This is a genomic window from Psychroserpens sp. NJDZ02, assembly GCF_004843725.1.
Lineage (GTDB): Bacteria > Bacteroidota > Bacteroidia > Flavobacteriales > Flavobacteriaceae > Olleya.
Window position 1 is genome coordinate 4,193,460 of sequence record NZ_CP039451.1, and the last position, 26,406, is coordinate 4,219,865.

General features: G+C 33.3%; 30 protein-coding genes. 9 read left to right on the forward strand and 21 right to left on the reverse strand.

Translation table 11 applies throughout. The annotated features are described in order from the left end of the window. Window positions 1-7: 7 nt before the first annotated feature. From E9099_RS18495 to E9099_RS18525, 8 genes are all read right to left on the reverse strand, one after another. Window positions 8-223: a hypothetical protein gene (locus E9099_RS18495; RefSeq protein ID WP_136584983.1), complete on the reverse strand. Its 216-nt coding sequence runs from the start codon at window positions 221-223 to the stop codon at window positions 8-10. Next, window positions 223-369 carry a hypothetical protein gene (locus E9099_RS19335; RefSeq protein WP_168800786.1) on the reverse strand — a complete coding sequence of 49 codons (147 nt, stop codon included), beginning with the start codon at window positions 367-369 and terminating at the stop codon, window positions 223-225. The genes E9099_RS18495 and E9099_RS19335 overlap by 1 nt, the downstream gene beginning before the upstream one ends. A gap of 171 nt (window positions 370-540) precedes the next feature. Then, window positions 541-1,044 (reverse strand): hypothetical protein, encoded by a 504-nt coding sequence (locus E9099_RS18500; RefSeq protein WP_055448528.1) that lies wholly within the window; start codon window positions 1,042-1,044, stop codon window positions 541-543. A gap of 3 nt (window positions 1,045-1,047) precedes the next feature. Further along, on the reverse strand, window positions 1,048-1,722 hold the full coding sequence (locus E9099_RS18505; RefSeq protein ID WP_055448527.1) for a DUF3800 domain-containing protein: 675 nt from the start codon (window positions 1,720-1,722) through the stop codon (window positions 1,048-1,050). A 274-nt stretch (window positions 1,723-1,996) separates the two neighbouring features. After that, entirely contained in the window at window positions 1,997-3,430 is a 1,434-nt protein-coding gene (locus E9099_RS18510; RefSeq protein ID WP_136584984.1) for a restriction endonuclease subunit S, read from the reverse strand. A 246-nt stretch (window positions 3,431-3,676) separates the two neighbouring features. Further along, the gene (locus E9099_RS18515; RefSeq protein WP_136584985.1) at window positions 3,677-5,311 is read right to left on the reverse strand and encodes a type I restriction-modification system subunit M; all 1,635 of its coding nucleotides are present in this window, start codon (window positions 5,309-5,311) and stop codon (window positions 3,677-3,679) included. Window positions 5,312-5,628: 317 nt separating this feature from the next. Then, window positions 5,629-5,991 (reverse strand): DUF6567 family protein, encoded by a 363-nt coding sequence (locus tag E9099_RS18520; RefSeq protein WP_136584986.1) that lies wholly within the window; start codon window positions 5,989-5,991, stop codon window positions 5,629-5,631. A 511-nt stretch (window positions 5,992-6,502) separates the two neighbouring features. Beyond that, complete coding sequence (locus E9099_RS18525; protein ID WP_136584987.1) at window positions 6,503-7,297, reverse strand: gluconate 5-dehydrogenase; 795 nt, start codon at window positions 7,295-7,297, stop codon at window positions 6,503-6,505. 559 nt (window positions 7,298-7,856) lie between these two features. Between E9099_RS18525 and E9099_RS18530 the strand changes: the two genes are divergently transcribed. Further along, window positions 7,857-8,702, forward strand: coding sequence for a universal stress protein (locus tag E9099_RS18530; protein ID WP_136584988.1), 846 nt, complete (start codon window positions 7,857-7,859; stop codon window positions 8,700-8,702). Window positions 8,703-8,713: 11 nt separating this feature from the next. After that, window positions 8,714-9,547: a universal stress protein gene (locus E9099_RS18535; protein WP_136584989.1), complete on the forward strand. Its 834-nt coding sequence runs from the start codon at window positions 8,714-8,716 to the stop codon at window positions 9,545-9,547. A gap of 94 nt (window positions 9,548-9,641) precedes the next feature. Here the strand turns inward: E9099_RS18535 and E9099_RS18540 are convergent, their stop codons facing one another. From E9099_RS18540 to E9099_RS18590, 11 genes are all read right to left on the reverse strand, one after another. Next, entirely contained in the window at window positions 9,642-10,106 is a 465-nt protein-coding gene (locus E9099_RS18540; protein WP_136584990.1) for a pyridoxamine 5'-phosphate oxidase family protein, read from the reverse strand. Between the two features lie 97 nt (window positions 10,107-10,203). Next, window positions 10,204-11,427, reverse strand: coding sequence for a metallophosphoesterase (locus tag E9099_RS18545; RefSeq protein WP_136584991.1), 1,224 nt, complete (start codon window positions 11,425-11,427; stop codon window positions 10,204-10,206). Window positions 11,428-11,451: 24 nt separating this feature from the next. Continuing rightward, complete coding sequence (locus E9099_RS18550) at window positions 11,452-12,345, reverse strand: mechanosensitive ion channel family protein (RefSeq protein WP_136584992.1); 894 nt, start codon at window positions 12,343-12,345, stop codon at window positions 11,452-11,454. Between the two features lie 19 nt (window positions 12,346-12,364). Further along, window positions 12,365-12,661: a chaperone modulator CbpM gene (locus E9099_RS18555; RefSeq protein ID WP_136584993.1), complete on the reverse strand. Its 297-nt coding sequence runs from the start codon at window positions 12,659-12,661 to the stop codon at window positions 12,365-12,367. 2 nt (window positions 12,662-12,663) lie between these two features. Beyond that, entirely contained in the window at window positions 12,664-13,557 is an 894-nt protein-coding gene (locus tag E9099_RS18560) for a DnaJ C-terminal domain-containing protein (RefSeq protein ID WP_136584994.1), read from the reverse strand. After that, complete coding sequence (locus tag E9099_RS18565) at window positions 13,558-13,770, reverse strand: hypothetical protein (RefSeq protein WP_136584995.1); 213 nt, start codon at window positions 13,768-13,770, stop codon at window positions 13,558-13,560. It abuts the gene before it with no gap. 78 nt (window positions 13,771-13,848) lie between these two features. After that, entirely contained in the window at window positions 13,849-14,526 is a 678-nt protein-coding gene (locus E9099_RS18570) for an ABC transporter ATP-binding protein (RefSeq protein WP_136584996.1), read from the reverse strand. Next, window positions 14,526-15,788, reverse strand: coding sequence for an ABC transporter permease (locus E9099_RS18575; RefSeq protein WP_136584997.1), 1,263 nt, complete (start codon window positions 15,786-15,788; stop codon window positions 14,526-14,528). The genes E9099_RS18570 and E9099_RS18575 overlap by 1 nt, the downstream gene beginning before the upstream one ends. Further along, the gene (locus E9099_RS18580; RefSeq protein WP_136584998.1) at window positions 15,788-16,867 is read right to left on the reverse strand and encodes an efflux RND transporter periplasmic adaptor subunit; all 1,080 of its coding nucleotides are present in this window, start codon (window positions 16,865-16,867) and stop codon (window positions 15,788-15,790) included. Before E9099_RS18580 ends, E9099_RS18575 begins: the two co-directional genes overlap by 1 nt. 5 nt (window positions 16,868-16,872) lie before the next feature. After that, entirely contained in the window at window positions 16,873-17,484 is a 612-nt protein-coding gene (locus E9099_RS18585) for a WG repeat-containing protein (protein ID WP_136584999.1), read from the reverse strand. Window positions 17,485-17,622: 138 nt separating this feature from the next. Then, on the reverse strand, window positions 17,623-18,000 hold the full coding sequence (locus E9099_RS18590) for a hypothetical protein (protein WP_136585000.1): 378 nt from the start codon (window positions 17,998-18,000) through the stop codon (window positions 17,623-17,625). Window positions 18,001-18,126: 126 nt separating this feature from the next. Between E9099_RS18590 and E9099_RS18595 the strand changes: the two genes are divergently transcribed. The 7 genes from E9099_RS18595 to E9099_RS18625 all read left to right on the forward strand — a co-directional run bounded on the left by E9099_RS18595 (window position 18,127) and on the right by E9099_RS18625 (window position 25,040). Beyond that, window positions 18,127-19,263 carry a PAS domain-containing sensor histidine kinase gene (locus E9099_RS18595; RefSeq protein ID WP_136585001.1) on the forward strand — a complete coding sequence of 379 codons (1,137 nt, stop codon included), beginning with the start codon at window positions 18,127-18,129 and terminating at the stop codon, window positions 19,261-19,263. Further along, on the forward strand, window positions 19,263-20,312 hold the full coding sequence (locus tag E9099_RS18600) for a response regulator (protein ID WP_136585002.1): 1,050 nt from the start codon (window positions 19,263-19,265) through the stop codon (window positions 20,310-20,312). Before E9099_RS18595 ends, E9099_RS18600 begins: the two co-directional genes overlap by 1 nt. A gap of 88 nt (window positions 20,313-20,400) precedes the next feature. Then, entirely contained in the window at window positions 20,401-21,249 is an 849-nt protein-coding gene (locus E9099_RS18605; protein WP_136585003.1) for a universal stress protein, read from the forward strand. Window positions 21,250-21,706: 457 nt separating this feature from the next. Beyond that, window positions 21,707-23,269: a protein adenylyltransferase SelO gene (locus E9099_RS18610; RefSeq protein WP_136585004.1), complete on the forward strand. Its 1,563-nt coding sequence runs from the start codon at window positions 21,707-21,709 to the stop codon at window positions 23,267-23,269. A 388-nt stretch (window positions 23,270-23,657) separates the two neighbouring features. Continuing rightward, window positions 23,658-24,155, forward strand: coding sequence for a peptide-methionine (S)-S-oxide reductase (locus tag E9099_RS18615; RefSeq protein ID WP_317130659.1), 498 nt, complete (start codon window positions 23,658-23,660; stop codon window positions 24,153-24,155). Window positions 24,156-24,190: 35 nt separating this feature from the next. After that, on the forward strand, window positions 24,191-24,631 hold the full coding sequence (locus E9099_RS18620) for a DUF2452 domain-containing protein (RefSeq protein ID WP_136585006.1): 441 nt from the start codon (window positions 24,191-24,193) through the stop codon (window positions 24,629-24,631). Further along, entirely contained in the window at window positions 24,624-25,040 is a 417-nt protein-coding gene (locus tag E9099_RS18625; RefSeq protein ID WP_136585007.1) for a hypothetical protein, read from the forward strand. The genes E9099_RS18620 and E9099_RS18625 overlap by 8 nt, the downstream gene beginning before the upstream one ends. A gap of 96 nt (window positions 25,041-25,136) precedes the next feature. Here E9099_RS18625 and fsa read toward each other — a convergent pair whose 3' ends face one another. Together fsa and E9099_RS18635 are read right to left on the reverse strand one after the other, a co-directional pair. Further along, on the reverse strand, window positions 25,137-25,790 hold the full coding sequence (gene fsa / locus E9099_RS18630) for a fructose-6-phosphate aldolase (protein WP_136585008.1): 654 nt from the start codon (window positions 25,788-25,790) through the stop codon (window positions 25,137-25,139). A 186-nt stretch (window positions 25,791-25,976) separates the two neighbouring features. After that, window positions 25,977-26,405, reverse strand: coding sequence for a hypothetical protein (locus tag E9099_RS18635; RefSeq protein WP_136585009.1), 429 nt, complete (start codon window positions 26,403-26,405; stop codon window positions 25,977-25,979). Window position 26,406 lies beyond the last annotated feature (1 nt).

The window sequence follows — 26,406 nt, forward strand, 5'->3', positions numbered from 1 at the left end:
CTTCTTGTTAAACTTGTGCAATTTTTGCACTAGTTGCCTCTTTATCTAATTCATTAGTTTTATAAATATTTCTTAAATGACGACCAATAGAAGTTCTATCCGTATCAAAAAGAACTTCAAGCTGGTATTGATCTAACCATATAGTGTCTCCTTCTAGTTTTACATCTATTGTAATACCAGAGTCCTTATCTTGAAAAATTACTATTTGGTCTTTATAACTCATTATTTATATTTTCTAAACGCTTCTAATTGTGCTTTTAAATTAGACAGTAAAGCATCTCCATCTTTTATGGTTACGTTTTGGTATCCTAAACCTGTTAATTGTTTAATAAGGTTGTTTTCTAGTTGTGCTTCAGATTGTTTGGTCATTTCCTTAAAATGCTTATTTCTAAATACCTAAACAACCTATTTGGTAATGATGGTTTGGTATAAAGTTTGTTTTGTAACAAAATAATGTTGTACATTTGCAGCGAGTTCATCTTTCCAGTTGGAAGAAGGAAATCGAAAGACGCAAGCCTTGATGCTATGCGTTTTTTGCTTTTAATACAGTTCTGCTAAACGTCTTCTTTTATATTTATTTTCTATTTTTTTATTGTCTTTACCTCTTAAATGATAAGCTGTAAGCAAATAATATTCGTTTATTTTCCTTAATGGTTCTAGTACTATTACATAATGTTCCGCTTGATCATATATATAAGTCCTAATTCCTCCTTTATCTTTAGCGCTAAAGACTAACATTCCTTGTTTTCGTTTTTCGTCAACATGGTACTTTAACCAATGTAATCTTTGTGAACGATATAAATCGTACTCTCTTTTTTTAGTTTTATAATCAACTACAACTGTTGTTAAATGCGTAAATAATGTTTCTAGTTTTAACTCACCTTCTTTTGGTGTTGGTTGTATTGGTTTACTTCTGAATTTAAAACTAGCATTATTAGTAATATCTCTATCAAAAATAGCTTTTAAGGAAATTTTTCTTTCTCGTTCTGCTAAGCCTGAAATATCTAACAGACTATTGTATGTTTTGATTTGGTTTAATGGCATAGTCTATTTTAATTCTATAAAAAATAAGTTTAACTTAGATTCTGCCCAATTAGATGATGCTTGCAAATGCTGGTCTGCATGCATTTTTATACGCTCTATAATTTGTGTTTTGGCAGTAACTGATTTCTTTTCATTATTTAAATTATAAGAAATTGCTCCCATTATAAAATCTGCCAATTGCATTAAAATACTCTCGTGAGAACGTATGTTTTGTACATTTCTAAATACACCATATTCTATATTTAAAATCTCTTTTAGCTTTTCTACTTTATATGTACTTAAATCGTCTTTAATGTCTAAATATACATTGTAACTATACTCACTATTTTTTTTATGGTTTAAAAGTGAGTAATACATTTTGTAGTAAAATGTATCATAATCTTGACCATGTGTATCGTTATCTATTTTTGCTTTATCTACAACTACTGCTCTAAAACGTAAATCTGTATCAAAAAAATAATCTACCAATTCCTTATAAAACTGAAGTTTAGAATTAGACACTTTAGACCATTTAATTTCTGCATTAAACTTATGTTTATCTTTTAAATTATTAATACGTTCTGTATGCCTTTTTACTTGATTGTATGCCGAGCTAACAGAACCTAAAACCATATATTTTTTATGGTCGTTCTCTAAATGGCAACTCTCGTCGCAATAAATATTAAATGTTTTACTCATACTATTCTGTTAAATAAACTCTCTTTTATTTCTTGTTACGTCATTGCGAACGCTTCTTGTTTCCGTCATTGCGAACGCAGTGAAGCAATCTGTTTCTCGTTAAGTCATTGCGAGGACGTAGGACGAAGCAATCTGTTTCTCGTTACGTCATTGCGAATCCTTATTGTTTCCGTCATTGCGAGGCACGAAGCAATCTGTTTATTGTTAGTGCTACACTTCATGAGATTGCCGCGTCGTGCCTCCTCGCAATGACGTACGCGACGCAGTGACGTTTTTAAACAAACATCTGCTGCAACAACCCTTTTTTAAACGCTTGCGTGTTACTAATTTGTGTGTTTACCGCTTCTATTTTTAAATCTATAGCACTTAAATAATTGGCTATTTTTTGTTGTTCTTTTGGATGTGGAATTTTTAGTTTGAATTTAGATGTTGCACCAATACCAAAAAAGTTCATTGCACTTCCACTATCCTGTGAAGCAATCTGTTTCCTTACACCAAAAGAATTCATTGAATGAAGTAAAAACTCACTTTCAATAACATCTTGATTAACTCTTAATAAAGTCAGTTGTGGCCCAATATTTCCGTGAGCAATAGATTCATCTACAAAAGCAATTGCGCCAACATTTGCTCCTCGATTTGTGAAAAGAACATCATTTAATTTTAAATGTGCTTTTTTTAACTCTTTATGCTTTTCTAATGGTATAAAATCAATTTTATCAGAAATAATAGAACCTCCTGTACCTAATGCTTTTGATGTTAAAAAAGGAATACCAATTTCTACAAATTCATCAGCCTTAGGATATGATGCTCCATAATTTCCATCTTGTATTTTTTCACAAACCTCTCCCAACTTCTTCTCTTCCCAATCTGGAAATTGTGTTTGGTTTTCATTAGTGGCAGATTGCTTCGTCGTGCCTCCTCGCAATGACGGTTGCGACGTGTCTGGTTTAAAACGTAGTTGTTGGGTAAACAGTTGTTGCATAACGCCTTTTTTGTACTGCTCTAAATGTTCTTTTTTGGTGTTTAGTTGCTGTATTTTGGTGTCTACTGCGGTTAGGAAATTGGCTATTTTTTGTTGTTCTGGGAGGTTGGGAAAACTAACTTTTGTTCTTCGCAATTCTTTACCAGAAATCCCTTGTACTGTTGTTCCAATTGCTTTTCTATTTATTAATTTTTGATAAATAGGAGCTAACATATAATGTAGTAAATATGTATTATCTATACATTCTTTACCTCTTAGTTTTATAACTCTTTGCGCTAAGGCAATATTAGGATTATCAACTTGAGCAATGTTCCCAAGAGGTGCTTCTGTCGTAAATAAAATATCTCCAACCTTTGGTAAACCTTTACTCATAACTATAGAGTAATTTTTTATAGGAACATATTCTTTTGAATTTTCATAATCAATATAGCCTTTCTTAATATTCTTGGCAGTAACTAAAAAAATTCCTTGATCTGATTTTTCTGGACCTCTTCCTCTGTAATCAACATAAGAAGTAATATTATTCATATTATCAGAATCCCATTCACCTTCAAACTCTTTAAAACGTAGTTTGGGTACTTTTCTATCTGTCATTGCGAGGGACGAAGCAATCTGCTTGTTGCTTTCCTTTGCATTATGAGATTGCTTCGTCGTGCCTCCTCGCAATGACGGTTCTGACGACGGTTGTGAAGCAATGACTGTTGGTTTATTGTTTTCTATCGCCATTATCGGTTTGTTTTTTTTGCGTGAGGGATAGCAGTGGAAATCCTTTTTGAGAGGCACGAACAAAAAGATTGCAACCTTTCGACTTCGCTCAAGATAAACTCCAAGCCCGACCCTTGGGTCACGCCCAAATTGTTATTGATTATGTTTTTAGTTTTTATCATGAGATTCTTTGCATTTGTCATTGCGAGGAACGAAGCAATCTGTTTATAGAGACTGCTTCGTGCCTCGCAGTGACGGTTGCGACGATTAGAACGGTGTTTCTATGTTTAACTGTTTGCAAAAGTCGGCAATGGTAGCATCGGTTTTTGCTATGTCTGTTTCTAAGGTTTTTAGGTCTTTGGCTACGTTTGTTAAATCTATAGGTGCTTCTTCTTCAAAGGTATCTACATAACGTGGTATGTTTAGGTTGTAGTCGTTGTCGCGTACCTCAGCTATTGTGGCTACGTAACTGTATTTGTCTTTGGTTGCACTTCGTCTGCGCTCAGTATGACAGTAGTCTCGGTAGGTTTCTATTATAGTGTCTAGATGCTCGTCTAGCAGTACATTTTGGGTTTTAACTTTCTCGAAATGTTGGCTGGCGTCTATGAAGAGGATGCTTTCGTGACGTTTAGGTAGCACTTCGACTGCGCTCAGTGTGACATCTGTTGAGCGATTTTTTTTAAGCACTAAAATACAGGTTGGTATGCTGGTACCATAAAATATGTTTGCTGGTAGGCCTATTACGGCGTCTAGGTAGTTTTTATCTTCTATTAGAAACTTGCGTATGTGTCCTTCGGCCGCGCCACGAAATAATACACCGTGTGGTAGTACGCATGCCATGGTACCGTTATGGTCTAATTGATGCACCATGTGTTGTACGAAGGCAAAATCGGCTTTAGATTTTGGTGCTAGTTTACCGTATGCCGAAAACCTATCGTCACTCATAAACAATGGGCTTGCGCTCCAGTTTGCCGAGAATGGTGGGTTTGCTACTATGGCCTCAAACCGTTTATCGATATGGTTTGGGCTTGGGTTTACTAGTGTGTCTTCGTTATAAATATCGAACTGCTTATAGTGTACGTTGTGCATGATCATGTTCATGCGACACAGATTGTAGGTGGTTGGGTTACTTTCTTGCCCAAAAAATTCGCCTACGTCTTCTACTTCTTTTGCTACGCGTAATAGTAAGGATCCTGAGCCACAGGTAGGATCGTAAACCGATTTTAGTTTGGTTTTATCTGTGGTGACTAGTTTGGCTAGTATTTTGGAAACTTGTTGTGGTGTGTAAAATTCGCCTGCTTTTTTTCCTGCGCCAGAGGCGAATTGCCCTATTAGATACTCGTAGGCGTCACCAAGGATGTCGCTTTCGGTGTTTTCTACATCGAAGTCTATGGTTTCTAGGTGTGTTAGTACTTTTACTATCAGTTCGTTTTTGGCGTCTTCGGTCTTCCCTAGTTTACTGCTTGTTAGGTCTAAGTCTTCGAATAGGTTACCAAAATCGTCTTCGCTTTCGCTACCCATGGTACTTTGCTCTATACTGGTGAGCACGTTTGCCAAATCGCCAAGAATAAAGTTATTTTTATTGCCAGAGTTTCCGCGTTTTGCTAGCTCGCTGAATAGTTCGCTTGGTTTTAGAAAATAGCCTAGTTTGTCTAGGGCTTCAAAACGGATGGCTTCTAGCAGTGCTTCTGCTTCTTCATGACTTTCTACGGTGTCGTAACTTAAACCATCTGGTTTTAGGATGACGTTGGCGTAGTTTTTCATTTTACGACTTAAATATTTGTAAAATATGAAGCCTAGTATATAATCTCTAAAATCGTCTGCGTCCATATTACCACGTAGGTCGTTGGCGATGTTCCAGAGGGTTTGTTTTAGTTGTTGTTGTTTTTGTTCTTCGGACATTTAAAAAGGCTTATTTTTAGTACTTTATATACTGTTTACTGGACTAGTAAGTGTTAGTATTTGGTATTGGTTATTTTTTTTAAGAGGGAGAGCTTAAATATAAGACCTTTTTAAAAACCACCATTACGGAAATCCTCAAAAAACGATATTTTTATAGCAAATAATAAATACAAACCTCTACCCAAACATAAAAACATATAAATCAGTCATTTAAACAAAACACTATATTACAAAAACTAACTTAAAACAAAGGAAGCCTTGCTCCGGTTACGCAAGGCTTTTGTTTTATATAAATACAATTGATTAATAGCAATACACTATTCTGTAAACTCAATAATTTGTCCTGAGACGATCACTTTATATTTATTTACAAATAAAAAGCCAGAGGTTTTAACTTCCACAATCTCGTTTACTACTGTTCTAGCAACACCTTCCATACCTGCTGATTTTAACATTTTTGCTTTAGCCTCTGCAATTAATCCGTTTTTAGCCAATCCTCCAATTCCAAAAATATATGTGGCTTGTGCTTCGCCTTTAACGATTTTTACCACTTTAAAATTCTTTTTAGTTAGTACAACTTCGGTTGTGTTTTGGTTGTAGTTTTTTGGCAAACCATAATGGGTGGCACAACTGGATAGAAACAACGTCATTACGAGTAATAAGAAAGTCATTTTTTTCATAAATAAATATTTGATTTTTTAATAACGTACTCCTGTTTTAAGTCTATTTTCGGCTTATTCCGACTTTAAGTGTCAAACATACCGTGTTAAAAAAAGAAAACCTTACGGTTTCCCGTAAGGCTTATAGATTGTGTTATATTATTTATGGTTTTGGTGGCTTTTCTTGTTTTAAAAAATGCCTATTTTTTTAAGATTATCTGTCCCAATAGTTGCTTTTTAACCAAACCTAACTGTTAAGACCAGTGTTGGCCCCGCGTTAAGGATGGAAATGGCATCCTTTTTTACGTGAGTTGGTGGTGTTGTGAAGTATGAGCAACGCCTAACCAACTAGTAAAAAAGATATAATGGACAGCCTGACGCACGTTTGCTTCCAAAAGCAAACGTGGGTAACGCCCAAATTGGTATTATTCCCAGAATTGCTTTATTATTTATAACGTCTTTGCTTATTGTTAGCCCTTAATATTGTCTTTTTAAATTTAGAAATGAATTTGTAGCACTCCCACAATGACCATTAGTCCTCGTTGGAAGGTTTGCCTATAGTGGCCAAAATCCCGCCATCGACATATACAATTTGACCGCTAATAAAACGACTGGCTTTAGAGGCTAAAAATATAACTACACCTTGTAAATCGTCAGGATTACCCCAACGCCCTGCAGGTGTCCTATCGATTATAAAATTGTTAAATGGATGCCCATCTTCTCTAATTGGAGCGGTTTGTGGTGTCGCAAAATATCCTGGACCAATACCATTAACTTGGATATTATGTTTAGACCATTCGGTCGCCATATTTTTTGTCAGCATTTTTAAACCGCCTTTTGCTGCTGCATAAGCACCAACACTATCCCGTCCCAGCTCGCTCATCATAGAACAAATATTGATAATCTTACCTTCACGCCTTGCAATCATGCCTTTTACGACGTGTTTTGACATGATAAACGGACTGACTAAATCTACTTTTAACACGTGTTCAAAATCGTCTACTTTCATCTCTTGAAGTGGTGTTCTTTTTATAATTCCTGCGTTATTAACCAGAATATCAATAGCTCCAACTTCAGTTTCAATAGTGTTAATATTCTGAATAACTTCCGCTTCGTTAGTAACATCAAATAAATATCCAAATGCTTTTAGCCCTTCCGATCGATATATAGCCACCGCTTGATCTAATTTAGCTTTAGACGACACGCCATTTATAACCAAAGTAGCACCTGCGTGCCCTAAACCTTTAGCCATAGCCATACCTAAACCTGATGTTCCGCCTGTTATTAAAGCAATTTTTCCTGTTAAATCAAATAAGGTTATGGACATAATTTAAGTATCGTTATAAGGTTAAAAATAGACTTCCACCAATTAACCGAATATCTGGATACTTACAAAAAAAATAACTACATAAATTTTGCTTTTTTTATGACCTGATTGTTTTATAGTCCAATATATTTTATCTCTGTTTGTGATTTTCCTGTTGTTCTGGTATAAGGTTTTAGGTGACGTATACGATTAGTAATATAAAGGTGATGCCTATAAAGAAGAGTAATGAACCATAACCACGTTGCTACTGTTAGTCTGGTTACCTATTACCATTGTAAAAGACTGAGGCCTTTAGGTTATCTGCATAAATCCGAACATCCTATATAACTCATACCATTTCTGCGCTTGTAATTTTAATTCACCATCAATTTAAAATCATTTTATAATGAATGGCCGAAAGGTAGCGTCTTTTTTTTATTGAAATTAGCGAATTACCCTTATTTACTAATCCCTTTTTTAAAGAGGTATTTAAAGACACTAAAACTACTAGACTGATATATGTCATAGTTTGTATCTCGTGTTACTTGTAAATTTATGCATAATAACAAACACCATTACTGTGAAAAAAATACTTCTACCAACCGACTTTTCCGATAATTCCTGGAATGCTATAAAATATGCACTTCAATTGTATAAAAATGAGACCTGCGTGTTTACCTTACTAAATACCTATACGCCGCTTATTTATCAATATCAAGATATTAATGATAGTGCTTTTGAGATGGAAATGATCGAAATGACGGCTAAGGTATCTAAAGAGAAACTAGAGTCTTTATCCAAAATAATTGAACAAGAGTTTAGCAATCCAAACCATACCTTTTCTCAGATATCTTCCTTTAATACGCTAACGGACGAAATCAAATCCCTTTACAAGGCCAATGTTATGGATCTGATTGTTATGGGGACCAAAGGAGCGACTGGACTACAAGAAGTTTTATTTGGCTCTAACACAATCCATGTATTAAAGCATGCCAAATGCCCCATTATCGCTGTGCCTAGTGGTTTTGAATTTGAAACCCCTCGCGAGCTATTATTTCCATCGGATTATCAAATAGATTTTCAGGACAAACAACTGCAACCCATCATAGATATTGCGACGTCGTATCAGTCTAGAATCAATATTTTGAATGTAAGATATCAAGAGGAATTAACAGAGGTGCAAAAGAAAAATCGAGACACATTAGAGCACTTGTTTACCAAAACAGCGCATTTGTTTCATGATATCCACAATCAAAATGTGCCTGAAGCCATTACTATATTCCAATTAAAAACACCTATAAACTTATTGGTAATGATTAACAATAAGCATTCGTTTTTTGAAAACTTATTTTTTAAATCTAATATTAATCAAATAGGCTTCCATTTAACCATTCCTTTTTTAGTCATACCATCTACTTTTAAATAAAACCTTACTTTATGAAACAATCCATTCTTATCCCTACAGACTTTTCAGACAACGCCTGGAGCGCCTTATTATACACTCTAAAATTATATAAAAATCAATCATGCACTTTTTATTTACTGCATGCTTGGTCTGTTAAATCTAGCACAAGAACCTATATTACTTCCAATTATATAGATACTTTAAAAGCGGATGCTGAAAAGCAATTATTTGAACTAAAAGATCAAGCCGATGCTATTGATGAATTGTCTAAGCATAACTTCGAAATTATTTTTAGTACTGAAAAACTTCAAGATGCTGTAGAAGTTGCGGTCAAAAAACACGAGATAGATATGGTGTTTATGGGAACCAAAGGGGCGTCTAAATCTAAAGACATCCTTTTTGGAAGCAACACCATTAACCTTATTAAAAAAATAAAGCTTTGCCCAATACTGGTCGTTCCGGATAACTATGATTTTGTAGAACCTAAACAGATTGCTTTTGCAACAGATTACAATCGCTTTTTTGGTGACGAATTACAGCCTTTAAAAGACGTCTCTAAATTATATAATTCTAAAATAAAAGTGGTCCATATCTGTAAAGAAAAAACACTTACAGACGCACAAAACTTTAATTTAGCAACACTACAATCCAATTTAGTAGACTACCCTAATAGTTTCCATTGGATGCCAAATGATGACAAAAAAACGCAAGAGATTACTAATTTTATAAAAGAACAAGATATTAATCTTCTAGTTTTAATAAATTACCAACATAGTTTTATTGAAAACTTAATGAATGAGCCCATCATTAAAAACGTAGTCTCCTATCCTACTATTCCGCTTTTAGTCATTCCGGCTTTAGGGTAAAACATAACGTATTACTAAAAAAAATAATGACACAAAAAAAAAGAGCTAATACATATTAGCTCTTTTTTTATGTTTAAACTTTTGCTTTTGATAATTATGCTCTAAAATCTAAACGCTTTTTACCTGTTAATTCTTCAATTTTAATAATAAATACAGCGGGCACATTATCTTTATAAATCTTACTAGAAAAGTCGCTGATAAAATTAGCTTTGCTATGCTCCTTCTCTAATATAATAGCTTTTATACCCAACGAGAATTTATGCAAATACGCTTTAGCATCACTACCAAAATGTTGCTCAAAAGTACCATGTACTAAAACGGATTTCCAATCGGTAACAGAATCTACATCCGACACCAATAAAGAGACACTTGGATTTTTACGCATGGCATTCATTTTATGTCCATCTCCAGAATAACAAACAATAGCGTTATTTTCTTTATCAAAAAAATAAGTAATAGGTACAACAAACGGTCTGTTGTTATAGATATAACCGATCTGACCTATATAATTATTTTCTAAAATATAATCGATTTCTTTGGTTTCTAAATTTTTAAACATGGCTGCTTGATTTAAGGTTATACAATGTACTTATTATGTTTTATCTCTTGTTTTACAACAGTAATAATATTTAATATCTAAGTTAAAAACTATGATATTAATCAGTTGTTGCTTTTAAGGTGATACATGTTATTTCTGGTCGCATTCCAATTCGACCAGGAAAACCTAACCAACCTAGCCCACGATTAACATAAAGGTATTGTGCGTTAATTTGGTATAATCCTGCCCAATGTTTGTATTTATATTTAATAGGGCTCCATTCTTTTTTTCTAATTTTAATTCCGGCTTGCATCCCATGCGTATGCCCAGCTAACGTCAAGGCAATATCTGTTTTAAGAATTACTTCTTCCGTCCAATGGGTAGGATCATGAGAGAGCAATAGTTTAAAAGGAACAGCGTCCACATCCGTTAGCGCTTTTTGTAAATCGCCATATTGCTTAAATGGTGGTTTTCCCCAGTTTTCTATTCCAATAATGGCCATTTTGGAGGTATCACGTTCAATTACATCCGCTTCATTTAATAAAAGCTTAAAATTGATAATCTTAAAAAACTGTTTTATAGTGTCAAAATTAACTGCTTTTTCCTGTTCGGTGCGCCACACACTATAATCGCCATAATCATGGTTTCCTAAAATAGCATATTTACCGTGTGTTGCTTTTAATTGTCCTAAGGTGTTTTCCCAACCCTCTAATTCCCAGGCATAATTATTCACCAAATCGCCTGTAAAGCATATAAAATCTGGTTTTTCCTGATTTATTTTTTTGACTGCCTTGTCTAAAAGATGATACCGGTAATTAAAACTACCAATATGTAAATCAGAGATCTGTATAATTTTAGTCCCGTTAAACGCTTCGGGTAATTGTTTAGAGCTTACGGTAACATGATGCACTTTAAAATGATACGCCGATTTAAAAATAGCATAAGCAATAACAAAAAAAGGAAAAAAGCCTGCAAATAATCCTAGCAAAGGAATAATGAGTAATGATTGTTTTTCAGAAATAATATAATTTGAATAATACAGTATAGAAATAACAATGACAAAAATTATTTTAGGAATAAAAGACGAGACTGTAAGCCCGTATAACGAGGAAATCAAACGCTGCTTCTTCTTTATAGCAACATGATCTAACCTTACTTTTAATATTAAAATAGCGGTAATTAACCCAATAGTAAATAACCAAAACACCACATTTATGACTGTTTTTAAAACACGTGATGAAATAAGTTGTGTTATAGATTGCAACCAATAAAAGGCTAAAGCATCAATAACGACAATAGCCAAACATAACAGTACTATTTTGAAAATGGAATGGCTACGCATGCTGATTTTATAACTTTTAAAAGTTTATTTTTTAATTTCTATTTCAGGTATTTTAATAAGCTCCACTGTTGCAGAAGCTAAAATCACTTTCCCATTGGTCGCTTCAATATCTTTTCTAATCCTATCGTTTAAAAGATGCTTGGTCACTCTCCTTTGTTTATAATCGACGATATATCGCAAATTAAATTGAATCCAATTATCTGTTAACGTAGTTGCTAGGGTCGGTTCTACCATAGCATCCTCCACATAATATTTAGACACGACCTCCGTCCATTTTTCTTTTGAAGCTTTGGTATATTCGGCAAGTGTGGTTGTTGCCGCGTCAATAATGATGCTTTTAGCTAATTCGATATCAGAACCATAACGGATTGGTAAATTAAACTCGTCCCAAATAAAAGGAAAATCTTTAGAATAGTTATACACCGGTCCTTTAAACACAAAGGCATTACTTAGTTTTACGATTCGACCTGTATAATTATCACTCTCTACCCATTGCCCAATTTCCATCATCGTGGTGTAAATACTATCCACATCAATAACGTCTCCTTTAATCCCGTTAATCTCTATACGATCTCCAGGCTCATACACTTTTACAATAAAAATATACACAGAACCTGCGATACTTAAAATTAACTCCTGCAATGTAAAGGCTAATCCCGCAGACAGCAAACCTAAAGTTATTGTAAAGTCTTTAATACTTCCTGTAAAATACAAAATAGTAATAACACCAAGTATAAAATAACCAAACAACTCTACCCCTTTTTGTGACTTATAACGTACGGAAGCATTGGCAATGTTTCGTTTTAAAAATTTTCTAATAAATTGAATACATAGCAACACAAAGCCTACTATAATACCGTATTTAAAAATACTTTTTACAAACGGATAGTCTTGCAATAATTGTTGAATTGTATCCATTATTTAAAACTGGTATGACCTATAAATCTTCATAAAGTCTTAATTTATTATGAAGTGATGTTATTTCGCTTTGTAAGTTTTCGACGCGTTTTAATAAATTATACACAGCATCTAAGCCTTCTAAATTGATGTTTAAATCATAGTGCAAACGCATCATTTTTTCAACTTCATTAATTTGCGTTAGTTTGATATATTCCTCTTGCTCAGAAACGACAACTTCTATTAGCTCATAATCTTGTAGTTGGTTAATAAATGTTGTAGGCACATTGTAATGCGTGCAAAAAGTGGTTATAGAAATTAAATCTGTTACTTCCATAATTATCTTAGTTTTTGAAGTTCTGTAAATAATTCTTTCTCTTTATCCGTCAGTTTTGTCGGCGTTTTTATCTGGTAAGTGATATACAAATCTCCAAATTGTCCTTCTTTTTTATACTTCGGAAACCCTTTGCCTTTCAACTTAACTTTCGTTCCGTTTTGAGTTTCTGGTTTGATTGTTAATTTCACTTTTCCGGTAAAAGTATCCACCATTAAATCGCCTCCTAATAGTGCTGTGTATAAATCTAAATCTACAGTCGCATACAGGTTGTCTTTATCTCTTTTGAATTTGGTGTTATTAGTAATTGAAAACTGAATTAATAAATCACCATTAGGACCATTATTTGTGCCTTTGCCACCATAGCCTTTAATCTTAATGGTTTGTCCATTTTCTACTCCTGCAGGAATGGTGATTCTGATATTTTTATTATTTACAGTCAGCGTACGTTTATGATCTTCGTACACCTCTTTTAGATCCAACTGAAGCTCTGCATTAAAATCTTGACCTCTAAATCTTGAAGTACGTTGTCCTCCAGATGCCTGACCGCCAAACATATTACCAAAGATGTCTTCAAAATCATGTTGACTATAACCACCAGCTTGCCCAGATTGACCTTGATACGCCCTTTGCTGCTGCTGTTGTTGACGTTTTGATTGCTCGTAGGCTTCGCCGTTTTGCCAGTGCTCTCCATACTGATCGTATTTTTTACGATTTTCAGGATTACTCAATACCTCATTCGCCTCATTAATTTCTTTAAATTTCTTTTCAGCGTCTTTATCATTCGGATTTAAATCTGGATGGTATTTACGCGCCAATTTTCTGTAGGCTTTTTTTATATCTTTTTCTGACGCTGTTTTGGAAATGCCCAACGTTTTATAATACTCTACAACTGCCATTTATTTTGATTTATGATTTTCTATGTGGTGTTTTAATTCTTGTTTTAAAGTCTCCAAATAATCTTGCAAAGCTGCAACATCAATATGTGGATGCTCTTCAGAAGGGATGGTTACGGGTTCTTCTAACAAAAAAGTATATAGTTCCGGGTAATTGGTTTCTATATTGGTTGTTAATTGTGTAATCTCTGTAAGTAAGTCTTGCTTTGTTTTCATACCTGGTTTTATTAGTAACACTAAATTTACTAATAAAATCGATAGCTTAAACTGATTAATATCAGTTTAAGGCGTTAATTATTCACTAATTATTTTACCATCTTCCATAGTAATAATCCGATCAGTCCGTTTTGCAAAATCTTCGTCATGAGTTACGATTAGCAACGATAAATTTTCTTCCACACTAAGCTTTTTAAAGATATTAAACACATTGTCTGCATTATGGCTATCTAGATTCCCTGTGGGCTCGTCTCCCATAATAATTGACGGATTATTTATCAATGCTCTAGCAATAGCGACACGCTGTTTTTCGCCTCCCGACACTTGAGACGCGCGTTTGTGTGCTAAATGTTCAATATTTAATATTCTTAATTTTTCAAGCGCGTCTTTTTCAATCGCTTTGATACTTTTTTCGCCTAACTTTTTAGCAGGCAGCATGACATTTTCCAACACGGTAAATTCAGAAAGCAAATAATGAAACTGAAACACAAAACCAATATGTTTATTTCTAATAACGGTTAACTTCTGTCTGCTATCCCCGCTTATTAAATCAGTATTCAAATACAATTCCCCTTCGTACTCTGTGTCCATAGTAGACAAAATGTACAATAAGGTAGATTTTCCGCACCCAGATTTCCCCATTATGGAGACAAATTCACCTTTATTAATTTTAAAACTAATATCCTTCAGCACGTGAAAAGGTACTGGTTTTTTAAAGTATTTATTTATATTTTTTGCTTCTAAAACGGTCTCCATTATTGTCCTCTTATTATTCTTACTGGGTCTATTTTTTTAGCTTTAAGAGCAGGCAAATAGCCTGCAAAAAAAGTTGAGATAATTGCAAACGAAAATCCTATAACATAATACCAAATACTAAAATCGATGGGATACGTCTCTATTTTAGCTAATGCATCTGTTTTAAACGGAATGGTGCTAATTATATTTGTACAAATCAAACCAATTAACAAGCCTAAAAGCCCACCTACGACTCCAATAATTAAGGCTTGACTCATAAAAATATACTGCACATCGTTACCTGAAAAACCGACTGCTTTTAAAATGGCAATGTCATTCATTTTCTCGTAAATAAGCATGCTTAAAATGTTGTACACGCCAAAACCTGCAACAATTAACAACGCGATAGAAACCGCATAAGTAATAAGATTCCTGACATCTGTACCAGTTTCAAATTGTGCATTGGCTGTTTTAATATCTATGGCGGTTACATTAAATTGTTGTGCTATTTTTTTAGATAATGGCAATGCCTTTTCGATATCATACAATTTAATATTAATATCCGTGATGTAGTTTTGTGCTTCTCCTAAAATACGTTGTACTGTTTTTAAATTGACAAAACTTTGAATCGCATCAACATCCGAAATACCACTTTGATAAAGACCAACAATTTTTAAAGGAAACACATCACCCCCTATAGTGCTTATCTGAATGCGGTCTCCAACCGATAACGCCATTTTTTTAGCAATACCAGATCCTAATAAGATTCCGTTTTCAGTGTTTTTAAGCTTCTCTGGCGACCCTTCAATAATATAATCTCTAAAATTGAATAATTTAGCTTCCGCAATAGGTTGTATTCCTGTTAAATTACCAGCTATTTCAATAGACCCAGCGATATAAAATATTTGTGTTTTTATTTGCGGAATCGCGCCTTTTACAGCCTCACTTTTATTTAAAAAGTTTATAATAGGTAACGCATTATGGATTTTTTTCTGGCTTAACTTTGGCTTAATGGAATGTACGACGTTTAAGCTGTTTTTAAAAGCTTCATAAAGAGCTACAGGTTGCTGTTTTGAAGGTTCGATCTCATTATACACATGAATATGTGGGGTTTGATTTAAAATTAAATCGTCTAACATATTATTTAAACCTGTCATAAAACTAACCAAAGTAATATATGCACCAATACCAAAAGTGACACCTAATGCAGCAATAGCAGTAGACTTAAACTTAGTTAATAATTGCTTTTTTGCAATATCTAATATAACGGGCCAGTTTACCATTATTCAGGTTTATAGATGTATGTGTCTTTGGTAATCCCGTCTAATACTTCAATAAACTCCATATCTCCTAATCCCGTAGTAATGGTTACGATCCCATTATCCGTTTGGACTTGGTTATCACCAATAATATAACTTTTAGGAATGGTCAAAACATTTTGCTTTTTAGAAATTATAATATTTGCTTCGCCCGACAATCCGGGGTATAATATGTCTGGGGGATTTACAAAAACAGCTTCGACTTTAAACGTTTGATTCCGCTCATCTTTCTTCGGATAAATTTTAGAGACTTTCCCTTCTAGTACTTTACCGCTATACGCATCCAAAGTAATTAAAACCTGTTGCTTTTTTACAATTTTGACAATATCCACCTCATCCACTAACATTTCAATAATAAAAGTAGAGGCACTACCGATAGAAGCGACAGGATCCATAGTATTTACTAATTCGCCAGAAGCTTTGTAAAGCGCATAGACTTTCCCATTTACAGCACTTTTTACTGTAAAATCCTTAGTACTAATTAAAGACGTTTGATAGGTGTTTTGTGCTTGCTTAACATTGGTATTTAACTGATTTTTAGTTTGGTCATACTTATTTTTAAGTAACGTCAAATTATTTTTAGCTAACTGATAATTTAGTTGTTTGTTATCAAAATCGGCTTTAGAACCAATGTTTTGTTCCCATAAGTTATGCTGTCTATAAAAATTAATCGAATCATTTTTATACTTCAAATTAGCTGCTTCAATTTCATCTGCAATTCCTGATAAAATTGCTGCACTTCCGTTATAATTATTTTTCGCTAAATCCAAAGACAACTTTGCATTTTGTGCATTTAAAACAGGCGTATTATTTATAATTTGAGAAATCGCTTGCCCTTTTGTAACCAAATCACCTTCTTCTATTAAATTTTGATCTAAAATCCCAGCAACAATAGCATACGCTTGATATAAACTATCCGGCTGTATGGTCACAGAAGTATATACAGACTGGGTTAAATCTTGTATTGTAGGTCTAATTTTTTCTTGCGTATTGGAACATGAGTAAAAAAGTACAAAACAACTAAGGCCTATCAAATATTTCATACGCATTAGTCTATTTTTTTTAAATACCAAAGGTTAGTATCTTTAGACTTAGTGGCTATTAAATGCTCTGAAATAAATTTAGAAGTAATCGCTAATGGGGTTCTAAAGTTTTTAGGTATTAGACCGATTGTTTCTTCTTCCGTTAAGACCGTTTTAATTTCGCCTGAAACATCTATGGTCGTTTCAAAATATTTATAAAGATACATTTCCTTGCCAACCAATCCATTTTCTCCCAAATCGACTTTAATTAATTTTAAGGCTATAGCCGAATTAGTATTAAAATTAGTAGCATTTAAAAACTGAGGCTTGACACTAACTACACCTGTTTTATCAATATAGCCATAATATGGAATGCCATCAATGACCTGCTTAATTAAACATCTATCACTATTAAAAATAGGGTAAGCACTATCTCCCGATGTCGTTGGTACTAAATCAGCTCTAAAATCGACAACAATAGTACCGTCTGCATTTATAAACGCCCATTGCTTTCCTTTCTTGACAGCGGCAACCCCGTCATGAAAAGGTGATATAAACTCTAAACCTTCACTATTTTGAGAATGACCTATAATTGGAAATAAAACGATGGCGATAAGTAAAATGGCTGCTTTTTTCATAATAAAACTAATTTATAATTTATGTATATAAAAGTATATTGATTTCAGTTCTTACAAAATGATATTAATCAGTTACGGCAGTAATTATTCTTTATTATAGGATGGAATAATTCTAAGATTCCTAAGACTTCCAAGCGCTTATTTTAGTGCCAAATTTAATTGTGCTAGTAGTATGAGCTCTGACTTGTTATGTTTAGAAAAACTGTGCGCTATCGTCCTAGCCGTTTTAAGAATTAATGCTTTTCGTGAAGCTGTGAAAAGCGCTTTATGAGATGCCATATAATTCAAAAAACTCTTAAAACAGGTATTGGCATCGTATTCTTGATCTTTATGCAACCAATCGAACATATCCATAATCACTAAAGCTTCTTTCTCAGTACGCCACTCTACTGTTACTATTTGTTTTAACGTTTCAATTTCTATGTGTTCTACAGTACCATCAATAGCAGCAACTGCGTAAAACAATTTACCAAGGTTTTGATAGAACACCCCAGTACTATTCATATTATTTTTCATCCCTTTAATTTAATATCCAAAGTAATCGGATTTCAAGACTTAACACATGATATTAATCAGTAAACACAGCAATAATGTCTTTTTTTTCGTATTTTGAAACTTTATTTTATACTACACACTCCCTTTATGTTTAATAACAACCAAGAGATTTTTGAAATTTTATCTGAAGCCATATCAGAAGGTATTCTTATAGTCGATGAAAACCAAACCATTATCGCAGTAAACGCCTCTACAGAAGAGATGTTTGGTTATAATAAAGATGAACTAAATAACAAACCATTAGAAACCCTTATCCCTTCTAATTATCATAAAGGACACGGTAAACAGTTTAATTCGTATTACAAAAACAGTGAAAAACGAACTATGGGTAAAGGACGTGCTCTTTTTGCTGTTAAAAAAGATGGTAACACCTTTCCTGTAGAAGTTGGTTTAAATCCTTTTAACGTCGCTGATAAAAAATACGTTATGGCTTTGGTTATTGATATTACCGAGCGTAAAAACTATACTGATAAATTAGAAAAAACAGTTGAGGAGCGTACCAAACAACTTAGAGAAGCTTTAGAAACTGAAAAAGAATTAAACGATTTAAAAACTAAGTTTTTATCTCTAGTGTCTCACGAATTTAAAACGCCTTTAACAGGAATTTTAACCTCGTCCATGCTACTAAGCAAGTACCAATTAGCTGAGCAACAAGACAAAAGAGACAAGCATATAAACACCATTAATAGTAAAGTACAATACTTAAATAATATTTTAAATGACTTTCTATCTGTGGAAAAATTAGAATCTGGAAAGGTTAATTACAAGTTTACCGAGTTTAGATTAAGTAAAGTGGTTAACGAAGTCGTTTACAATGCTAATATGCTTTTAAAAGAAGGTCAGAAAATAAAATATCCTGAAAATATTGATGATATATCATTAACTCAAGATGAAAAAACTATAGAATTAGCCTTGTCTAACCTCGTACATAATGCTATAAAATATTCGCCAGAAAACACCACGATCGAACTACAAGTTAATCAGAACCAAAACAATACAATTTTTAAGATTATTGATAACGGAATTGGTATACCAGAAAATGACCAAAAAAATATATTTAATCGTTATTTTAGAGCCGAAAATGCTTTACTAAATCAAGGTACTGGTATTGGTTTAAATATTGTAAAAACACATTTAGAAAATCTAGGAGGCGCAATACAATTTGAAAGCAAAGAAAATATAGGATCTACTTTTACCATTACTATACCAAATACACCAAACTAATGAAAACCATACTTTTAATTGAAGACGACGTTGTTTTAAGAGAAAACACTAAAGAACTTTTAGAGTTATCCGACTATACCGTAACAACCGCATCTAACGGAAAGCTAGGGTTACAAACAGCCATAGCAACACGTCCGGATATAATTGTTTGCGACATAATGATGCCCGAATTAGATGGCTATGGCGTATTGGAAGGTTTGACAAAGCAAGAACACACCATGCACATCCCTTTTATCTTTCTATCTGCAAAAACAGAACGACAAGATGTTAGAAAAGGAATGGATTTAGGCGCAGACGATTATATTACAAAACCCTTTAGTGAGGACGAAATAATTAGTGCTATAGAAAGTCGATTAGCTAAAGCTGCTATTTTAAAAGACAGACGTAATACACCAAACAAAGAAGAGAATACGACTGATGAACTAAGAAGTTTAAATGATTTGAAAAACTTTTTTGATGATAATGGAGAGGTCTTCCATTTTGGTAAAGATGAAACGGTGTATACTGAAGGGAAAAACTCGAACTACATCTATTTAGTAACAAAAGGAATTGTAAAATGCCATAAATTAGACGAAAAAGGAAAAGAGCTAACCACAGCACTTTACAAAGAAGATGATTTGTTTGGCTACACGTCTTTTACCCAAAATATCCCCTACCAAGAAACAGCAACGACTATAAGTGAGGCGTCGTTAGTGGGCTTATCCAAAAATGAATTAACTACTATTTTAAACACCAACCATAAATTAACGTTAGAACTAATACAATTACTTACAGACGATATTTCTGGAGTAAAAAACCAACTATTAGAAATGGCATATAGCTCGGTTTATAAAAAAACAGCAACTACCATTTTAAAATTTGCTGAGAAATTAAATTGTCAACCTAACGAGGCTATAAAAATATCTAGAAGCGACTTAGCAAGTGTTGCCGGTATTGCTACCGAAACTTTAATTAGGACTATTTCTAGTTTTAAAAAGCAAGGTTTGATCGTTATAGAAGGCCGAAATATTAAAATAATTGATATTGAAGGACTTAAAGATGTCTGCTAAAAGCAACTTAAAATAAAGCTAATATGATTTTTATCATTTTTTAAACTATCGCTTAAGTATAGATTTGTTTTAATAAGACAAATTTTAAATGAAATCTATCCTACTACCTACAGATTTTTCTGAAAACTCTTGGAATGCTATTGAGTACGCGCTCAATTATTTTTCAAATACAGCGTGTACTTTCTATATACTTCATGTTAACCCATTAACACAAGTAACAATTAGCGAAATAGATTATAATTACAGCACTGCGCCAATACTAGCAGAGGATCTTTATACAAAACCCGCTAAAAAGAAATTAAATGAGTTACTAAAAAAAATAGCCACACATTTTTCGAATAATGCCAAGCATGCTTTTTACACTATAAACGACACCGATTTTTTTATAGACGCTGTAAGAAACCAAGTCATAGAAAAAAAGATAGACCTTATTGTCATGGGTACTAAAGGTGCTTCTGGTTTAAAAAAACTGATTATAGGTAGTAATACCGCAGATATTATAACAAAAGTAAAATGTAATACTTTGGTTATACCTGAAAACGCAAAATTTAAAACACTTAAACAGATTGCTTTTCCGACAGACTTATTACAATTTTACGGTGTCACTACTCTAGAGCCTATTCTAGACAATCTAGAACAATTTAAGGCATCCTTAAAAATTGTACACATCAATAAAAAGGAGGTCAAACTTAATAAAGACCAAGAGAAAAACAAAGACTTTCTAGAAGACTACTTCAGCAATTACAGTCATAGTTTTAGTTTTCTAACTAACACTAAGATAGAAGCAGGAATAGAAGACTTTGTCGCCTCTAAAAATATAGATATGATAGTTATGATTGCTAAAAATTTAAATTACTTTCAGCAAATATTATTTCACAATAAAGTAGAAGAAATAAGCTATCAAACAGAAGTTCCGTTTTTGGTATTACATGAGTAACAAAAATTGATTAACTGATATTTATCATATTATTAACCGATAATAATATTTAATTTAGATTTATATTAAAAGCTCTTATTTAATTAGTTAAAATAAAGCTCATCTACAAAATTTAAAATTCTGTAGATAAAAGTGACTTAAATTTACAGTAAGGCAGCTATTTTAAAACACAGTTTAATTATAGGTCTAAGTAATTATCTTTTCTGTCAAACAGTACTTTTAAACACAAAAGATAAACAGGAAGTCTATACTTCCTGTTTATTTTTCAAAATTGGCTATTAATCAAATTTAAATATATATTTACTACAAGTAAATACGTTAAAAACGGAAAGCATATTACTTTCCGTTTTTTTTGTATTTAGCAATATAACAAACAAACCTGTTTTGATTATTCAGTAAAAGGTACAACTCTTTTTATGACAAGCAATTCCGTATCTTTGTCATATAAAGGCTTTACATGAAACTGAACATAAAAAATACATTTACCACACAACTTCCAGCAGATCCAATGACAGACAACAGTAGACGTCAAGTTACTAAAGCCTGTTATAGTTTTGTCACTCCTAAACACACTGCAAAACCAGAATTAGTCCATGTCTCTCCAGAAATGTTGGACACCCTAGGTTTATCCGAAACCGATGCTAAAACCAAACAGTTTTTAAACGTATTTACAGGTAATACTGTATTAGAAGGTACAACACCATATGCGATGTGTTATGGTGGACACCAATTCGGGCATTGGGCAGGACAATTAGGTGATGGTCGTGCTATTAATTTATTTGAAGTCGAACACAATAACAAAAATTGGAAACTACAATTAAAAGGCGCTGGAGAAACCCCCTATTCTAGAACAGCAGATGGCTTAGCAGTTTTACGAAGCTCGGTTAGAGAGTATTTGTGTAGCGAAGCCATGTACCATTTAGGTGTGCCAACCACACGCGCTTTAAGCTTAGCATTATCTGGAGACCAAGTATTACGCGACGTCATGTACAACGGAAACCCTGATTACGAAAAAGGTGCCATTGTATCGCGAATTTCACCAAGTTTTTTACGTTTTGGAAGTTTCGAGATTTTAGCATCAAGACAGGATACAGAAACCTTAAAAACCCTTGTCGACTATACTATAAATACGCATTTTACGCATTTAGGCGTACCAAGCAAACCAGCTTACGTTCAGTTTTTTAACGAGGTAGCGATGCGCAGTTTAGACATGGTTATCCATTGGCAACGTGTTGGTTTTGTACATGGTGTCATGAATACCGATAACTTATCAATCTTAGGTTTAACTATAGATTATGGGCCTTATGGCTGGTTAGAAGGTTATGAGCCTGGATGGACACCAAATACGACAGACAATCAGAACAAACGCTACCAATATGGTTCACAACCGGATATTGTCCTTTGGAATTTATACCAATTAGCAAACGCTTTATATCCATTAATTGAAGAAGCAGAAGGTTTGGAAGCTGTATTGGCTAATTATGCCGAACAAAAAGACATCAAATACCTGCAAATGATGCGCAGTAAAATTGGATTGTCATCCGAAGAACAACTAGATGCCAACCTTATTCAGGAATTAGAAGACTGTCTACAACTAACAGAAACAGATATGACTATCTTTTTCCGTAACCTATCAGATTTTGATAGTTCAAATCCTACTAATGGATTACAAATTAGTCGTGAATCGTTTTACGATATAAAATCAGTAACTGAAGCCGTAAAAGACAGATGGAACTTATGGTTTGATAGTTATGCAGACCGTTTGGAACGCGACCCAATTTCAGCGAAAGCGAAAAAAGAAAACATGAACAGCGTAAACCCAAAATACGTATTACGTAATTACATGGCGCAATTAGCAATAGATGACGCTAACAAAGGCGACTACAAACTTATCGATGACCTATTCAACTTACTAAAAAACCCCTACGCAGAACAACCAAAACACGAAAAATGGTTTGCAAAACGACCAGAATGGGCAAGACACAAAGTAGGCTGTTCTATGTTGTCGTGTAGCTCTTAGTTGTGAAGCATTTATGATGTATAACTCCTCTTTCTTCCTGCTTTTTTTCCAAAGCAGAAATTCATTCTCCTCTTAAAAATAAGAGGATAGCTAAAAAGAATAGAGTAACGACATCACAAAAGCAATAACAATAACAATAACAATAACAAAAGCTAAAACCATAACAAAAAACACCATAGCAAACAGCTCCTCTCTTTAGCTAAAGAGAGGTGGCTTTTACTTCAGTAAAAACCGGAGAGTTTGACCTAAAACGCGCAGCAGTTTTTTAAATACGACAGAAAAAACAAAACCGAATAACATTCTAACAATCTAACTCCTCTTTCTTCCCGCTTTTTTTTCAAAGCAGAATTTCATTCTCCTCTTAAAAATAAGAGGAGAGCTAAACAAAATAGCATTTGGAAGTGGTTGCCATTGGTGTACAGAAGCGGTATTTCAAGCCTTAAAAGGTGTAGATAAAGTAGAACAAGGTTTTATAGCTTCCACTGAAAGTAACACAACTTTCTCAGAAGCAGTGATCGTTCATTTCCATCCAGAAATAATTACTCTTGATATCTTAATTCAAATACATTTATACACGCATAAAAGTACCTCTAACCATTCCATGCGGACAAAATACAGATCGGCTATCTATTATTTTTCAGAAGCACAAAAAGAAGGTTCTGCTTTACTACTAGTTAATTTACAATCAGAATTTGAAGCACCTATAATCACAAAAAACCTTCCTTTTAAAGACTTTAAACCGTCAGAAATTCAATTTACAAACTACTATAAAAACAATCCAAATAAACCATTTTGTCAAACCTATATTAATCCAAAACTAAAGCTATTACAAACAAAGTTTAGCAAACATTTAACGGATAACATACAACGTAAATCTATTAAATAGCAGCTATTTAGTATCTTTGTTAAAAAAGAAAAAGGATGTCAGACACTAAAAAACCTGATAATATTGTCTTTAACCAAGAGACACAAAAATACGATGCATCATTAAAACCATATGCAACAAATGTTGGTGCTCCAGCCATAAAAGTAACGGAAAACGTCACTTGGAAAAACAAAAACGTACACAAAGCCAATCAGCAAATTAAAGCCAAGTATTTAGAGTTAAAAGCCGAATATGAGAAAATGATGGCCGAACTAGAATATAATAACCTAGTCTATAATGCCAAATTTAGTTTTCAACCCATAATTGGCGATACTTATCATTTATACAGAGATAAAAAAGGACAACCTTTTTTATCCATTATTGCGCCAGATCAATGCAATTTTGACTTTATAGGCAGTTTTTACTTAAATTCTGAACACATTTGGAAAAGAATAGACGAAGAAGTCATGGGACAGGATGTAATTAATAATGAGTAATCTTCAGGTTTTAAGTTTACTTTTCGATTTTGGATTAGTGGTATTAATTTGGATAGTGCAACTTATTATTTACCCAAGTTTTAAATATCATAATCAAGAGTCACTAGTAAAATGGCATGCCAAATACACGGTAAGAATAGCGGGTGTAGTCATCCCCTTAATGTTTGGGCAGCTTATACTATATTTATATCTAATATTTACACAACCCGATGTCTCTATTTATATTAGAAGTGGTTTAACTATTAGTGCCTGGCTAACTACTTTTGCCATATTTGTTCCATTACACAACACCATTAACAACGGGAAAAACACAGAAAAAACACTCAGTCAATTAGTATCAAAAAACTGGATTAGAACAGTAATTTGGACCTTATTATTTATCATAAACCTAGCAACATTAGTACACTAAAAAGCATAAAAAATCCCAAGCAAATGCTCGGGATTTTTTTATAATATTTATTAATCAAATAGTGACTACTAAAAACAAATCACTGATAATTAATTACTAGTTTCCTTTTTTGTAGTCTTCTAAAAACTTAGCTAAACCACTATCCGTTAAAGGATGTCTTAATAACCCTTCAATAGAGCTTAAAGGACCAGTCATAACATCAGCACCTAATTTAGCACAGTCAATAACGTGCATTGTGTGACGTACAGATGCAGCTAAAATTTCAGTTTCAAAAGCATAGTTATCATAGATATGTCTAATCTCTGCAATCAAGTTTAAACCATCCGTAGAGATATCATCCAAACGTCCAATAAAAGGAGACACGTAAGTTGCACCAGCCTTAGCAGCTAATAATGCTTGACCAGGAGAAAATACTAACGTTACATTAGTTTTAATGCCTTTATCGCTAAAATATTTACAAGCCTTAATACCATCTTTAATCATTGGTAATTTAACCACGATTTGGTCATGTAAATCAGCAAGAGCCTCACCTTCTTTAACCATACCTTCATAATCAGTAGCAATAACTTCCGCACTAACATCACCATCCACAATGTTACAAATAGCAACATAATGTTTCATAATATTATCATGACCAGTAATTCCTTCCTTAGCCATTAAAGACGGGTTAGTTGTAACACCATCTAAAATACCCATATCCTGAGCGTCTCTAATTTGGTCTAAATTGGCAGTATCAATAAAAAATTTCATTCTAAAATATATTTAAGTTGTGTATATTACTATTTTGGGCGTTACCACAAGGGTCAGGCTGTCCGTTATATCTTTTTTTGCCATTTGTGGCAGCAAAAAAAGGATGCCACTTTCATCCTTAACGCCATGCAAAGTTACAATTTAACTTTCGCAAGTAAAATAATGATTTCAAATGATATTAACATTTTAGTCAAAAAACTTGAAGGTTTTCTCGCAATCTAAGTCTTGTTGGTAATAATTCATTTTAAAATTATCATGATCCCAGTGTATGTTCCAATCAAAAATGGTACTTTCAAAATAAATTAGAACTACCGATAATACACATAAAACAACTATCACAACTTTAATAATGACTTTAAAAAACTTATGCCTTACAGTATCTAAAAGATTAATTAGACCAAAAATAAGTAGACTCCAAAACACAACATTTCCTATAAAACCTTTAATAAATAAATCACCAGACATAGAAAATACCCAACTGTCAGTACTTTGGACAAAAGGAAACCCATAAAACATAGGCCAACGCTCATCAGTTTCACAAACATATTTAAAGCTAACACAATTAGTCAATGTAAATCCAACAGCGATACACAAAGACGCGAGGATTTTTTTCATG

Bases quoted from the DNA above. Each gene is read 5' to 3' on its own strand.
- fsa (WP_136585008.1), bottom strand. From the start codon at position 25,790: ATGAAATTTTTTATTGATACTGCCAATTTAGACCAAATTAGAGACGCT.
- E9099_RS18635 (WP_136585009.1), bottom strand. From the start codon at position 26,405: ATGAAAAAAATCCTCGCGTCTTTGTGTATCGCTGTTGGATTTACATTG.
- E9099_RS18525 (WP_136584987.1), bottom strand. From the start codon at position 7,297: ATGTCCATAACCTTATTTGATTTAACAGGAAAAATTGCTTTAATAACA.
- E9099_RS18540 (WP_136584990.1), bottom strand. From the start codon at position 10,106: ATGTTTAAAAATTTAGAAACCAAAGAAATCGATTATATTTTAGAAAAT.
- E9099_RS19335 (WP_168800786.1), bottom strand. From the start codon at position 369: ATGACCAAACAATCTGAAGCACAACTAGAAAACAACCTTATTAAACAA.
- E9099_RS18605 (WP_136585003.1), top strand. From the start codon at position 20,401: ATGAAATCTATCCTACTACCTACAGATTTTTCTGAAAACTCTTGGAAT.
- E9099_RS18560 (WP_136584994.1), bottom strand. From the start codon at position 13,557: ATGGCAGTTGTAGAGTATTATAAAACGTTGGGCATTTCCAAAACAGCG.
- E9099_RS18620 (WP_136585006.1), top strand. From the start codon at position 24,191: ATGTCAGACACTAAAAAACCTGATAATATTGTCTTTAACCAAGAGACA.
- E9099_RS18495 (WP_136584983.1), bottom strand. From the start codon at position 223: ATGAGTTATAAAGACCAAATAGTAATTTTTCAAGATAAGGACTCTGGT.
- E9099_RS18585 (WP_136584999.1), bottom strand. From the start codon at position 17,484: ATGAAAAAAGCAGCCATTTTACTTATCGCCATCGTTTTATTTCCAATT.
- E9099_RS18555 (WP_136584993.1), bottom strand. From the start codon at position 12,661: ATGGAAGTAACAGATTTAATTTCTATAACCACTTTTTGCACGCATTAC.
- E9099_RS18520 (WP_136584986.1), bottom strand. From the start codon at position 5,991: ATGAAAAAAATGACTTTCTTATTACTCGTAATGACGTTGTTTCTATCC.
- E9099_RS18590 (WP_136585000.1), bottom strand. From the start codon at position 18,000: ATGAAAAATAATATGAATAGTACTGGGGTGTTCTATCAAAACCTTGGT.
- E9099_RS18565 (WP_136584995.1), bottom strand. From the start codon at position 13,770: ATGAAAACAAAGCAAGACTTACTTACAGAGATTACACAATTAACAACC.
- E9099_RS18625 (WP_136585007.1), top strand. From the start codon at position 24,624: ATGAGTAATCTTCAGGTTTTAAGTTTACTTTTCGATTTTGGATTAGTG.
- E9099_RS18505 (WP_055448527.1), bottom strand. From the start codon at position 1,722: ATGAGTAAAACATTTAATATTTATTGCGACGAGAGTTGCCATTTAGAG.
- E9099_RS18535 (WP_136584989.1), top strand. From the start codon at position 8,714: ATGAAACAATCCATTCTTATCCCTACAGACTTTTCAGACAACGCCTGG.
- E9099_RS18595 (WP_136585001.1), top strand. From the start codon at position 18,127: ATGTTTAATAACAACCAAGAGATTTTTGAAATTTTATCTGAAGCCATA.
- E9099_RS18610 (WP_136585004.1), top strand. From the start codon at position 21,707: ATGAAACTGAACATAAAAAATACATTTACCACACAACTTCCAGCAGAT.
- E9099_RS18515 (WP_136584985.1), bottom strand. From the start codon at position 5,311: ATGTCCGAAGAACAAAAACAACAACAACTAAAACAAACCCTCTGGAAC.
- E9099_RS18500 (WP_055448528.1), bottom strand. From the start codon at position 1,044: ATGCCATTAAACCAAATCAAAACATACAATAGTCTGTTAGATATTTCA.
- E9099_RS18575 (WP_136584997.1), bottom strand. From the start codon at position 15,788: ATGGTAAACTGGCCCGTTATATTAGATATTGCAAAAAAGCAATTATTA.
- E9099_RS18580 (WP_136584998.1), bottom strand. From the start codon at position 16,867: ATGAAATATTTGATAGGCCTTAGTTGTTTTGTACTTTTTTACTCATGT.
- E9099_RS18570 (WP_136584996.1), bottom strand. From the start codon at position 14,526: ATGGAGACCGTTTTAGAAGCAAAAAATATAAATAAATACTTTAAAAAA.
- E9099_RS18600 (WP_136585002.1), top strand. From the start codon at position 19,263: ATGAAAACCATACTTTTAATTGAAGACGACGTTGTTTTAAGAGAAAAC.
- E9099_RS18545 (WP_136584991.1), bottom strand. From the start codon at position 11,427: ATGCGTAGCCATTCCATTTTCAAAATAGTACTGTTATGTTTGGCTATT.
- E9099_RS18550 (WP_136584992.1), bottom strand. From the start codon at position 12,345: ATGGATACAATTCAACAATTATTGCAAGACTATCCGTTTGTAAAAAGT.
- E9099_RS18510 (WP_136584984.1), bottom strand. From the start codon at position 3,430: ATGGCGATAGAAAACAATAAACCAACAGTCATTGCTTCACAACCGTCG.